Here is a 12,496-nt window from a genome sequence, read left to right on the forward strand (position 1 = left end):
AAGCATGATGATTTTAGTTAATCATCATGCTTTTATTTTTTCTGAATCCTGAAATTAGTACCAGTAAGGCTCTTGCTTTTGCTCTTATAGAAGCGAAGCGTTCTAGCCTCTAGTTAGCGCAGCGTATAGGCTCTTATTCGCTTTTAGCGTCGATAACCAAATCCCAACCAATATTGGTCTGCTTATCCGCTTCAATTTCTAGTTCAGCTCTTGTTAGAGGATTGGCAGCCAACCAAGTGGCATCAATCGTCAGCGACAGAACATCGTCGTTTTCAGACAAAGTGACAGCAGGTGCTAAATTTACATCGCGACGATGCGTTAATATCAGTGCTAAACGAAGTATACGTAGCATACGTTGCGCAGAGGTATCTGAAACAGCATGTTGGGCAGGCATTGCTGAAAACGATTCACGGTAACGGCGTAATAGTTCACCAAGTAAATGTTTTTGAGCGCGGGTAAACCCTGGTAAATCAAGCGCATTAATTAAATAGGCAGAGTGATCTCCACCTTTTTTATAATCAATACACATACCAATTTCATGCAGTTGAGTTGCAGCCGTTAGTAAAGGCAATGCTTGAGGTTCAACAAGCCAGCTATCACCACACTGTTGAACGAGTTGGGTAGATAAGTCTGTCACTTGTTGTGCGTAATCAACATCTAGCTGATAGCGTTGTTGAACGCTTTTAATCGTACGTTGACACACTTCATCGTGCTGCAATTCATCGATCATGCCGTAGCACAGACCTTCACGCAAAGCGCCGCCAGCTAACGTCATAGAATCGATGTCTAATAATTCAAAAATAGCAATAAGGATGGATAAACCGCTCGGGAACACGAGTGCTCTTTCAAGAGTCAATCCATCGATATCTAATTCTTCTAGGTGTTCATATTGCATTGCTTGTTTTTGAAGGCGCTTAAGCTTGGCTAAGGTAATAACCTCATCCATGCCTTGCGCCAACATAATTTCTTGCAATGCTTGAACCGTACCACTTGCTCCAACACAGGTTTGCCAACCAAGGTCGGTATACTGTTGTAAAATTGGAGCTAACGTCTCTTTTGCGCCAGCAATGGCCGCATCAAAGTTATTTTTGGTTAATGCACGGTCTTTAAAGTAGCCTTCAAGCCAAGTAACACAACCCATTTTTAGGCTTGTGAGTGCCTGTGCTTCAAAACCCTCACCAATGATAAGTTCTGTACTTGCACCGCCTATATCGACAACTAAGCGACGGCCATTACCACCAGAAGTGTGTGCAACTCCTTGGTAAATAGTGCGAGCTTCTTCTTCACCTTCGATTACGTTAATGTCATGACCTAAGATTTTATTGGCTTTTTCTAAGAATACATCCACATTGGTAGCGACGCGCAATGCTGCGGTGCCTACAATGCGAATGTTTTCTACTGGGATGTCTTGCAAGCGTTCTGCAAATAAGCTCAAACAATCCCACCCACGCTGCATAGCTTCATGGTTGAGTGTGTAGTTTTCATCTAATCCAGAAGCCAAACGAACTTTACGTTTAATTTTGGCCATGGTTTGCACACTACCATTTATATGACGCACAACAAGCATATGGAAGCTATTGGACCCTAAATCAATGGCGGCATACATAGGTGATATCGTTGAACTTTTCATAACATCCTTTTAATTTTTCCGTAGAACTCAGATTATGCCTGAGGGCTACGAGGTTGACGTGGGCGAGAGTATTTACGATTTCCGCCTTGACGTTGACCATTGTTGTTGCCGTTACGACGATTTTGCTGCGGACGACGTTGTAGACGTAATGGTGCAGGCAAATCTTCTAATAATGCTGAAGAGTCGTAATCAGATTGTGGGATTGAATGCTCAATGTATTCTTCGATTGCTGGAAGATTAATTGCGTATTCTTCACACGCGAAGCTGATTGAGTTACCACTTTCACCAGCACGACCTGTACGACCGATACGGTGAACGTAATCTTCAGCTTCGTTTGGTAGATCGAAGTTAAATACATGAGTTACTTGTGGGATGTGTAAACCACGAGCGGCTACGTCAGTAGCAACAAGGATATCAACATCGCCTTTTGTAAACTCTTCTAGGATGCGTTCACGTTTCTTCTGTGGGACGTCACCAGTAAGAAGACCAACACGGTGTTTGTCAGCGGCTAGATGGCCCCAAACAGATTCACATTTGTGTTTAGTATTAGCAAAAATGATCGCGCGGTCAGGCCATTCTTCTTCAATTAATGTTTGCAGAAGTGCCATTTTATGATCGTTTGAAGGATAGAATAATTCTTCCTGAATACGATGACCTGTCTTTTGGTCTGGTTCAACAACAACGTGCTCTGGCTCTTGCATATGTTCAAAAGCAAGCTCTTGTACACGGTAAGATAGCGTTGCAGAGAACAGCATGTTTAGACGTTCTGTTGGCGCTGGCATACGACGGAAGATGAAGCGAATATCTTTAATGAAACCGAGATCGAACATGCGATCGGCTTCATCAAGGACAACCACTTGAATCATCTTAAAGTCAATGTGACCTTGCTTATAGAAGTCGATGATACGACCGGTAGTACCGATCAAAATATCAACACCTTGTTCAATGACTTGCTGTTGTTTTTCATAACGTTCGCCACCGTAAGCTAACGCGGCTTTTAGGCCAGTGCTTGCGATTAGTGACTCTGCATCATTGAAGATTTGAATCGCAAGTTCACGCGTCGGAGCCATAATAATGGCACGCGGTTGCGTAATTTTACGACCTTCAGGAGCAGGTGTCGTTAATAGGTGATTAAAAGTAGCAGTAAGGAACGCTAGCGTCTTACCTGTACCCGTTTGGGCTTGGCCTGCAATGTCTTGGCCGGCGAGCAGTACCGGCAATGCCTTAGCTTGAATAGGAGTACATTTAATGAACCCTTTTGCATTCAAACCATCAAGGACCTGAGGCTCTAAACCTAGGTCGGCAAACTTTTGCTCTGTGATGTGCGTCTTTTTCATTGCTATAGAATATCAGTTAAAGCTTGCAATACGAAACGTATTCCATTCAAATAGGGCATCAATTTGCTGGTTATCATCAAATCAGCCTTTAAATTTAACGTTGGAGTTGACGATGAGCGACAAAATTTTGCAGCTTACAGATGGCGGTTTTGAAGAAAGTGTGATCAATGCTGCAGGCCCAGTACTAGTAGATTTCTGGGCAGAATGGTGTGGTCCTTGTAAAATGATTGCTCCTATTCTGGATGAAATCGCAGACGAGTACGAAGGTAAGCTAACGATTGGTAAATTAAATATCGATCAGAATGCAGGAACACCACCAAAGTTTGGTATCCGTGGCATTCCAACGCTTCTTTTGTTTAAAGATGGTGGCGTAGCTGCAACGAAAGTGGGTGCACTTTCTAAAACTCAACTTAAAGAGTTTCTTGATGCAAACCTATAATATAGGGTGCAATTAAGTCAGATAGAACCGTATATAATGAGAAATTATGTGCGGTTTTGTTTTATCTGAGCTAAGCTAAGCTTAGAAATCAGGGCCAAGCCCTAGACTCAAATGCGAATAAGTGATAATTTATCTGGCGTATTTTATACGATCTCATTTCTTGACCGAGCTCGAAGGTCATTCATTCTTAAATCAACTAAAGATAGAATCTGATTTTGACTAAACAACTACCTACCACTATGAATCTTACTGAACTTAAAAACCGACCTGTATCGGATCTTGTTGCTCTTGGCGAATCATTGGGCCTAGAAAACCTAGCTCGTCTAAGAAAACAAGACATCATCTTCTCCATCCTTAAGCAACATGCGAAAAGCGGTGAAGACATCTTTGGAGATGGTGTTCTTGAGATTCTTCAAGATGGCTTTGGTTTCCTTCGTTCAGCAGATTGTTCTTATTTGGCTGGTCCGGATGACATTTATGTCTCTCCAAGCCAAATTCGTCGCTTTAACTTGCGTACAGGTGATACGATTTCTGGAAAGATTCGTCCACCTAAAGATGGCGAGCGTTATTTTGCCCTTCTTAAAGTAAACGCAGTTAACCATGACCGTCCTGATAATGCTCGTAATAAAATCCTTTTTGAAAACCTTACTCCTCTACACGCGAACGATCGTTTACGTATGGAGCGTGGTAATGGTTCAACTGAAGATATTACAGCACGTGTTCTTGACTTAGCATCTCCAATTGGCCGCGGCCAACGTGGTTTGATTGTTGCTCCGCCAAAAGCGGGTAAAACAATGCTACTTCAAAACATTGCTCAAAGTATTGCTTATAACCACCCTGAGTGTGAGTTAATGGTTTTACTTATCGATGAACGTCCAGAAGAAGTAACTGAGATGCAACGCCTAGTTAAAGGTGAAGTAATTGCATCAACGTTTGATGAGCCTGCATCTCGTCACGTACAAGTTGCTGAAATGGTTATTGAGAAAGCAAAACGTCTTGTTGAACACAAGAAAGACGTGGTTATCCTACTGGATTCAATCACTCGTCTTGCTCGTGCTTATAACACCGTTATTCCATCGTCTGGTAAAGTGCTTACTGGTGGTGTGGATGCAAACGCATTGCACCGTCCTAAGCGCTTCTTTGGTGCAGCACGTAACGTTGAAGAAGGTGGTAGTTTAACTATCATTGCAACGGCATTGGTTGATACTGGCTCTAAAATGGATGAAGTTATCTACGAAGAGTTTAAAGGTACTGGTAACATGGAATTACATCTAAACCGTAAAATTGCGGAAAAACGTGTATTCCCTGCAATCGACTTTAACCGTTCAGGTACTCGTCGTGAAGAGCTTCTGACTAAGACGGATGAGCTACAAAAAATGTGGATTCTGCGTAAAATTGTTCACCCAATGGGCGAAACAGATGCAATGGAATTCCTAATTGATAAATTATCAATGACAAAAACGAACGATGAGTTCTTTGATGCGATGCGTCGTCAATAATTGAGTCTTTACTCAGTAATTGATACTTAGTTCTATAAATAATAAAACGCTGCCTACTTAGGTGGCGTTTTTTGTTGCTTATTTGTTAATTTGACGGCATCATCATCTGTACTAAGCTTTGGAATAGGAATGTCCGCTTAGTTTATCTAAAGGAGCAACATATGCGACAAGGACTGTTAGCATCGATCCTCCTCTCTGCAAGTTTGCTGGTTGGTCACGTATCAGCGTCAGAAATTCAACCTAACTTTGCACAAAGTTTATTAGTTGATCAGCAACTTAATAAGAAGGTGGATGAACTACATCAATATTTGATTGATGGAGATATCATTACTCTCAACTTTTCTCTTAACCGCCTTTCAATGCCGCAACAAGAAGCGGTTCGTTTTATGTTGCTACAGCAAATAGAGCAACAAAATTTAGTTTTAGATCCCAAAGTCACTCTCTGGCTAAAAGAACAATTATCTATTCACCCAACGTATACAATTAAAGAGCAAGGCAATGGGTATGTCGTGACTAAACTGGCTTTTGATTATTCGAGTATAGTTTCTCGTGTGTTAAGCCAAATGTCGAAAGACCAACAAGTTTTAGATTTTATTCTTGCATCAGAAGAGCATCGTTTAGTGTTGTCTGAATGGCTAGTAGGTGAACCCCATGAGGTTCGAGTTCGTCAATCTATTGTATTGGCAGAGTTAGACAGTTTAACGCCTGAAGCATTGGACAATTTAGTTTCTCAAATTACTGGTGATCCATTATCAGTATGGCTACCAACGACAGAGGTGATGGTGCGTTTGGCACAGTTATCTAAAAGTAATGATATGTATAAAATCTTATGGAAGATGCGTACAGATCAATACAGTATTTCTGAATTGGAGCGTTTATCGAATGCCGCGCCAGATCCATTTGCGACTCAACAATTAATGGCTGCAACGAATAACCCTTCGTTAAAACAAAGTGCGTTTGCCTCGCTTGCAAAGCTTCATCCGCTTCCTCAGGAAGTTCAAATTTTTCTATTAGCTAAGATTGATCATATACAAGATGGTGGTGCGGTTGCTATGCATCTGGCGAATTACGGTCATGTTCCTTGGTTAGAGAGTTTATCAACAACGAGAAACAAGGTACGCCAACAACATGTACGTTTAGCATTATCACAACGTTAGTGTAATTAGACTTAACTCCAGTTAATGGCTTTGAAGTAGGTTGGGGATATGAGGGAGTTTGGGTATAATCTATCCAAACTTCACTACATGTAGATAGCGATGCAATATAAGGATTTACGTGATTTTCTCGATCACTTGGAAGAGATCGGACAGTTAAAACGCATTTCACACCCCATTGACCCTCATTATGAAATGACAGAGATCAGCGATCGTACTTTACGTGCGGGTGGTCCAGCATTGTTGTTTGAAAATCCTATCGGTTACGATATTCCTGTATTAACGAATCTATTTGGTACACCTGAACGTGTTGCGATAGGTATGGGACGTAAAGACGTTCTTGAACTGCGTGAAGTGGGTAAATTACTGGCGTATTTAAAAGAGCCTGAGCCACCAAAGGGTTTTAAAGACGCACTAGATAAATTGCCTGTATTCAAGCAAGTATTGAATATGCCAACTAAGAATATTCGCAAGGCAAATTGCCAGCAGATTGTTTGGCAAGGTGATGAGGTTGATTTAGATAAAATCCCCGTAATGAGTTGTTGGGCAGATGATGTTGCCCCGCTATTAACTTGGGGTTTAACTATCACTAAAGGCCCAAATAAGAAACGTCAGAATTTAGGTATTTATCGTCAACAGAAACTGAGTAAAAACAAAGTCATTATGCGTTGGCTTGCTCACCGTGGTGGTGCGCTTGATTTACGTGATTGGATGGAAACCAATCCTGGTGAACCTTTCCCTGTCTCTGTCGCATTTGGAGCCGATCCTGCCACTATTCTTGGCGCAGTAACGCCTGTCCCTGATACCTTATCTGAATACGCATTTGCGGGTCTTTTGCGTGGTAGTCGAACTGAGATCACCAAATCTATTAGTAATGACTTAGAAGTCCCAGCCAGTGCTGAAATTGTATTTGAAGGTTATATCGACCCAACAGAATTTGCCGATGAAGGTCCTTATGGCGATCACACCGGTTACTATAACGAAGTTGAAAAGCATCACGTATTTACCGTAACGCATATCACCATGCGTAAAGATCCTATCTATCACAGCACCTACACAGGCCGTCCGCCAGATGAGCCAGCTGTGCTTGGTGTGGCATTAAACGAAGTGTTTGTGCCGATCTTACAAAAGCAGTTTCCTGAAATTATTGATTTCTATTTACCACCAGAAGGCTGCTCGTATCGCATGGCGGTAGTGACGATGAAGAAACAATACCCAGGCCATGCAAAACGCGTGATGATGGGTGTGTGGTCGTTCTTACGTCAATTTATGTATACCAAATTTGTATTAGTGTGTGATGAAGAGGTGAATGCACGAGATTGGTCACAAGTGACAGCAGCAATGTCTCAGCATATGGACCCATCACGTGATAGTTTGATGATAGAGAACACACCAATCGACTCATTAGACTTTGCTTCGCCAGTCGTTGGTTTAGGCTCAAAAATGGGCTTAGATCTTACTAAGAAGTGGGATGCTGAATTAGCGCTGTCACCAGATGTTGAATGCTTACTAACCAATAAAGAAAATATTGAAGGTTGTCTGGCTGAAATTACTAAAACGTGCCCTGAAATCATTGATATTCATTTGCAGAATGACAATGCGAGCATGGTAGTGGTGTCTATTGATAAACAAATCTCAGGTAATGGCAAAAAGGTCATGGAGGCTGTTTGGTCTCAATTTGATGAGAATAAGTTTGTTATTGTATGTGATGGCGATGTTGATGTGAGTGATTGGAACGACATTATTTGGGCGGTCACCACTCGAATGGATCCAGCAAGAGATACGCTGTTCTTACAAAACGGAATTAGTCATTCAAAAATGGGGCTAGATGCGACCAATAAATGGGAAGATGAGTGCCTTCGTGAGTGGGGTACACCAATCAAGAAAGACCCAGAAGTTGTTGCTAAAATCGATGCTATTTGGGATGAATTAGGTATTTTCAAATAAGTATTGGTTTACTACATATTTTAGTGAAGTGTAATGTCTTGTAGCAAAACAGCTGTTGTTATCGATAAGCTATCAACACTAATTAAATCCATTCTGCTTTTGCGGAAAGACATTTCATTTCACTGGATAAAGTAAACGAAAAGGTATTTCATTAAGCTCTGAAAAAGATAAAGAAAGGTGTGATGAAAAAAATAACCTTACTCCCACAGCAAAAAGAATTTAACATCGAAGAAGGGCAAACCATCTTAGATGCGGCATTAGAAGCGGGGATAAACTACCCAAATCGATGCCAAGTAGGTGCATGTGCCATGTGCTTATGTAAAAAGTTAGAAGGGGAAATAGAATACGATTTAGAACCGCTTCTAACCGACAAAGAACAACAAGAAGGGTGGGTATTTGCGTGTCAGGCAACAGCAAAAAGTGATTTAGTGCTGTTGTTAGAATAAATCCTCCCCGTATAATTAGATCTTAATGCTCAATACACATAATAATTACAGCGTATAAATACCATTTTAAATAGGTATCAGCTGAAAAAGGAAAGTCATGTCAATCAATTGCAAAGTAAAGTCTATCGAGCCATTGGCTTGTAATACTTTTCAAATATTACTTCACCCAGAACAGCCCATTGCTTTTAAAGCGGGTCAATATCTAATGGTTGTTATGGGAGAGAAAGACAAACGCCCATTCTCAATCGCTAGTAGCCCTTGCCGCAATGAAGGCGAAATTGAGCTTCATATTGGTGCAGCAGAGCACAATGCTTATGCGGGAGAAGTGGTTGAATCAATGAAAGCCGCGCTAGAGAATGGCGGAGACATTCAAATTGATGCGCCTCATGGTGAAGCATGGATCCGTGAAGACAGTGAGCGCTCAATGCTGTTAATTGCTGGCGGTACAGGTTTCAGTTATGTGCGCTCAATTTTAGATCATAGCATCAGCCAAAATATTCAAAAGCCAATCTTCCTATACTGGGGTGGCCGTGATGAATGTCAGTTATATGCTAAAGCAGAGATTGAAGCGATTGCCGCAGCACATGAACACATTACGTTTGTACCTGTTGTTGAGAAAGCAGAAAACTGGGCAGGAAAAACAGGTAATGTACTTGAAGCGGTAAAAGCCGATTTTAATTCTTTAGCGGAAATGGATATTTATATTGCTGGTCGTTTTGAAATGGCAGGCGCTGCGCGTGAACAGTTCATAACAGAGAAACAAGCGAAGAAAGAGCAATTGTTTGGTGATGCATTCGCTTTTATCTAATTTTAGCTTTAGTTAATACAAATAAAAATGCCACTTTTGAAGTGGCATTTTTATGAACAGTATTTAAGTATAATTAGTTGTTATCATCAACCATAGTTAATGCTTTACGAGAAAGATCAGCCGCCGCTTGCTTGCGGTTTTGTTTATCTAGCACTCGTGCAAGGTAGGCGTAATCAGACATATTTTCACGTACTTCCAATGCAGCTTCGAAATGTTCACGCGCAGGCTGCCATTTTTGCGTCCGCATATAAAGCTGGCCAAGTGTACTTTGAATCACAGGGTTACGAACATCGTAATTTGCCATGTCTTCAAGCAATATCGTTGCAGGGTGATAATCTGCAAGATTTAGAGTCGGTAATAATTCAACTAAGCGATCATCACTGCGTTTTTTTAGGTTATCTCGCAAGATAATATACGCTTCAGAATCGGCTTTACGAGCATGTAATTGTTTAATTAAACATATCAATATAGGAATGTGCTTCTTTAGTTTTTTAGGTAAAGAGTTCCAATGTTCTAATAAGCCAGCAGTGCCTTTGTTTGCCGCAATAAAGGCCATCAATCCGCATTCAGCTTTCTCTTCTAATTCTAAGGCTTGCTGCTCAGAGATTAACTTGGCTTTGGTTAATGGATGGATGATGTTTTTCAATGCTTGCCATTCATTTAAGGCTAAATAACATTCTTTAAGCAACTCTAATAAAACAGGGTTGCGAGGGTAATCGACTTTTACAGATTGGAGTGTAGCAAGAGCCAATTCATATTGCTCTTCGCGCATTTGCAGTTTGGCACTAGTGAGCGCAACAGCGAGTGTGCTATCAGCTTGCTCTGAGGCTAATTGTAAGTAGCGATCACGTTGTTCTATTTGTTGGCGACCTTGTGCGGCTTCTGCTGCTGCAAGGTAATTCAATAATGGAAAGTCGTTGTAGCGACCGCCTTTAGTGATTAGACGTTCCGCTTCTTTCCATTCACCTTCATGCAGTTTAATCATACCTTTGAACGTGTTGTAGCGTGCTTTTCGTAAATGACGAGCACTAAACCAACCACGGGTAAAATTACTGACAGAGAGAATACGTTTAACTACTATTTCTAATAAGAATAATCCGGCGATTAGCGCACCGATAAAGAGAACTAACGTTGTTAAGCTCATTTCAACGGTTGTATTTGCGACTGAAATTAATACATAACCTTGTTGATCGGCGAACGTCGTTCCCACGATTAATCCACCGACTAAGACTATTGCCAGAAGAAGTAATCGGATCATGATTTATCTCCTTCAACCATTTCAGCTTTTTTTGTTGGCGTTGCTTTGACTGGATCGGACCCAACGGCTTGAACATTTCGGCGTAAGCGCTCAGAAATGAAGTCTGATAATAAAGCCTGTGTTTCCATTTTTTGTGGGTAGCGAACATCAACCTTGAATTTTGCTAGTGAGTCTAATTGCGCCATGAAACTCTTAACCGCGGGATCATCTTGCTGGAAGTATTGAGAAGACCATAGCTTAGCGCTCTCTAGTGAGGTCGCATAAACTTCACTTTGTTCACGATATAGCGCTTTAGAAGCAAGCAGTAGTTTTCCTTTGATGTTCTCTTTTAGGTAAAAATGTTGTTCGGGACTAAGCAAAGGAATGACATTGCCTTCACGGACACGATAAGTAATGAAATGACCAGCAAAGTCATCCAGAGACTGCATTAAGTTTGATTGCCAATCATTAATGTTAGTTGACACTTTCTTTTGTTCTACTGCATCAGCTTCAGGGAGTACAGCGCTAGCAAGAGGCAGTTTATTAATCTGTTGTTCTAGGCTATTCAGTTTTAACACCAAGCCATCACGGTCAATTAATGGAATAGCTTTTAACGTAGCAATATCGTCTGCCATAGCACGGCGAAGAGGCGTTAGGCTTGGATCGTTAAGTGCGGAGATACGTTGATCGGCATTTTCCATCAAACGCGTCGCACTGACGACATCATGTTCAAGCCATAATTTACGACCTGCCATTTTTACTAAGTAATCAGCCTCTGCTAGCAACCAATCATTTGGACGACGGCCTTTAACGTCAGCAATTGCTAACTGAAGGCTAGCGATACTTTTATCTTGTTGTTGCATCAAAACCGTCGCTTTACGTACGATTTCATCTGCTTTACCTGTAATACGTTGCTCTGCTGTTACCAGCTTTGCATCAAAAGTACTGTCAGCGCTGATTAGTTTTTGTTCTAACTGAGCAATTTTTATTTGTTGTTGGGTTACTTGTTGCTGTGATGCTAAGAAAGCACCACCACTTAATAAGATCGAAATAATAATCGCAACAGTGCCTAAACGACGTCCTTTTTTATCAACAAGTTTTTCTTGTTTTTTAGGTGTCGCGGCAGAAGTTGAATGCGTAGTTGGTTCTGTTTTTCTCTGCTCTTGTGCAACTGAAGAAGACGCGATAACCGGCGCTGCGTTTTCTTCGGCAGGCTGTGGCTTATTGTTATTTTTTGTCATTTGAAAGTCCCATCATGATGATGCTCACTGAGATAGTGCAGCAAGTCGGAATTAGAGGCTCCGCCAACCGTTTCAATATGTTGATAACCAAGCTGTTGTCCAATTTGGTTAATTCGTTCGCTAGGCACTAATAATCGACACGTTAATACCCAATTTAAGTCTGTGTTGGTAAATTGTGAAGTGAAAAAAGTGAGTTGTTCACCACTGGTTACCACCAATGTATCTACGTTTTTCACTTGCCACTCTTTGGTTTTTATTGAACCATTAAATGACGTAAGTTGTCGTTGATAAGTTTCACAATAAGTAACCTTTACCCCAAGGCCTTCGAGTGCTTGATAAATAAGGTCTCGTCCACCATTGCCTCTTAGAATTATAGCTCTTTTTCCAGTAACGTTTTCTAAGACAGGAAGTGCGAGTAAATGTTCACTGTCGCTTGGTGTTGGAAAGTGTACTGGATCTGAGATATAGGTTTTGAGCTGTTGAGCGCTCTTTTGACCAACCGCTATATAATTAACACCTTTTTTCCACTTTTTGTTCTGTTTTTCAAGGAAGTTTTGTGCGTGTTCAACGGCATGTTGACTGACTGAGATGATAAAATCACCATCAGACAAAGAAGAAAAAAGCGATGGTAACAGAGGGAGTTCTTTTCCTGGGTGAATAGTTAAAAGAGGATGAGAAATAGCATGATGCCCTAATGCTTTCAGGGCATCACACAATGCTTGGCTCTCTTGCTCAGGGCGAGTCACCAATATGGTCAT

The 12,496-nt window shown here is 41.2% G+C and carries 11 protein-coding genes; 6 read left to right on the forward strand and 5 right to left on the reverse strand.

Annotation, left to right across the window (positions count from 1 at the left end; translation table 11 throughout):
* Window positions 1–133: 133 nt before the first annotated feature.
* Together gppA and rhlB are read right to left on the reverse strand one after the other, a co-directional pair.
* Window positions 134–1,630, reverse strand: a complete 1,497-nt coding sequence (gppA, locus tag BTO22_RS17865; RefSeq protein WP_105056657.1) for a guanosine-5'-triphosphate,3'-diphosphate diphosphatase — start codon at window positions 1,628–1,630, stop codon at window positions 134–136.
* A 32-nt stretch (window positions 1,631–1,662) separates the two neighbouring features.
* Entirely contained in the window at window positions 1,663–2,967 is a 1,305-nt protein-coding gene (gene rhlB / locus BTO22_RS17870; protein WP_060993418.1) for an ATP-dependent RNA helicase RhlB, read from the reverse strand.
* Window positions 2,968–3,079: 112 nt separating this feature from the next.
* Between rhlB and trxA the strand changes: the two genes are divergently transcribed.
* From trxA to fre, 6 genes are all read left to right on the forward strand, one after another.
* Window positions 3,080–3,406 carry a thioredoxin TrxA gene (trxA, locus tag BTO22_RS17875; protein ID WP_005416871.1) on the forward strand — a complete coding sequence of 109 codons (327 nt, stop codon included), beginning with the start codon at window positions 3,080–3,082 and terminating at the stop codon, window positions 3,404–3,406.
* A gap of 239 nt (window positions 3,407–3,645) precedes the next feature.
* Window positions 3,646–4,905 (forward strand): transcription termination factor Rho, encoded by a 1,260-nt coding sequence (gene rho / locus BTO22_RS17880; RefSeq protein WP_105056658.1) that lies wholly within the window; start codon window positions 3,646–3,648, stop codon window positions 4,903–4,905.
* A gap of 161 nt (window positions 4,906–5,066) precedes the next feature.
* On the forward strand, window positions 5,067–6,062 hold the full coding sequence (locus BTO22_RS17885; RefSeq protein WP_105056659.1) for a hypothetical protein: 996 nt from the start codon (window positions 5,067–5,069) through the stop codon (window positions 6,060–6,062).
* A gap of 99 nt (window positions 6,063–6,161) precedes the next feature.
* Window positions 6,162–8,006 (forward strand): 4-hydroxy-3-polyprenylbenzoate decarboxylase, encoded by a 1,845-nt coding sequence (ubiD, locus tag BTO22_RS17890; RefSeq protein WP_105056660.1) that lies wholly within the window; start codon window positions 6,162–6,164, stop codon window positions 8,004–8,006.
* 182 nt (window positions 8,007–8,188) lie between these two features.
* Entirely contained in the window at window positions 8,189–8,452 is a 264-nt protein-coding gene (locus tag BTO22_RS17895) for a 2Fe-2S iron-sulfur cluster-binding protein (RefSeq protein WP_105056661.1), read from the forward strand.
* Window positions 8,453–8,549: 97 nt separating this feature from the next.
* Window positions 8,550–9,260 (forward strand): NAD(P)H-flavin reductase, encoded by a 711-nt coding sequence (gene fre, locus BTO22_RS17900; protein WP_105056662.1) that lies wholly within the window; start codon window positions 8,550–8,552, stop codon window positions 9,258–9,260.
* Between the two features lie 73 nt (window positions 9,261–9,333).
* Here the strand turns inward: fre and BTO22_RS17905 are convergent, their stop codons facing one another.
* Genes BTO22_RS17905 through BTO22_RS17915 form a run of 3 tightly spaced genes read right to left on the reverse strand, consistent with a single transcriptional unit; the run spans window position 9,334 to window position 12,496 of the window.
* Complete coding sequence (locus tag BTO22_RS17905) at window positions 9,334–10,518, reverse strand: heme biosynthesis HemY N-terminal domain-containing protein (protein ID WP_105056663.1); 1,185 nt, start codon at window positions 10,516–10,518, stop codon at window positions 9,334–9,336.
* A complete protein-coding gene (locus tag BTO22_RS17910; RefSeq protein ID WP_105056664.1) occupies window positions 10,515–11,738 on the reverse strand; it encodes a uroporphyrinogen-III C-methyltransferase in 1,224 nt (407 codons plus the stop codon). The genes BTO22_RS17905 and BTO22_RS17910 overlap by 4 nt, the downstream gene beginning before the upstream one ends.
* The gene (locus tag BTO22_RS17915; protein WP_105056665.1) at window positions 11,735–12,496 is read right to left on the reverse strand and encodes a uroporphyrinogen-III synthase; all 762 of its coding nucleotides are present in this window, start codon (window positions 12,494–12,496) and stop codon (window positions 11,735–11,737) included. Before BTO22_RS17915 ends, BTO22_RS17910 begins: the two co-directional genes overlap by 4 nt.

This window comes from Aliivibrio sifiae (assembly GCF_002954705.1).
In the GTDB taxonomy this organism is placed as follows: Bacteria; Pseudomonadota; Gammaproteobacteria; order Enterobacterales; family Vibrionaceae; genus Aliivibrio; species Aliivibrio sifiae_A.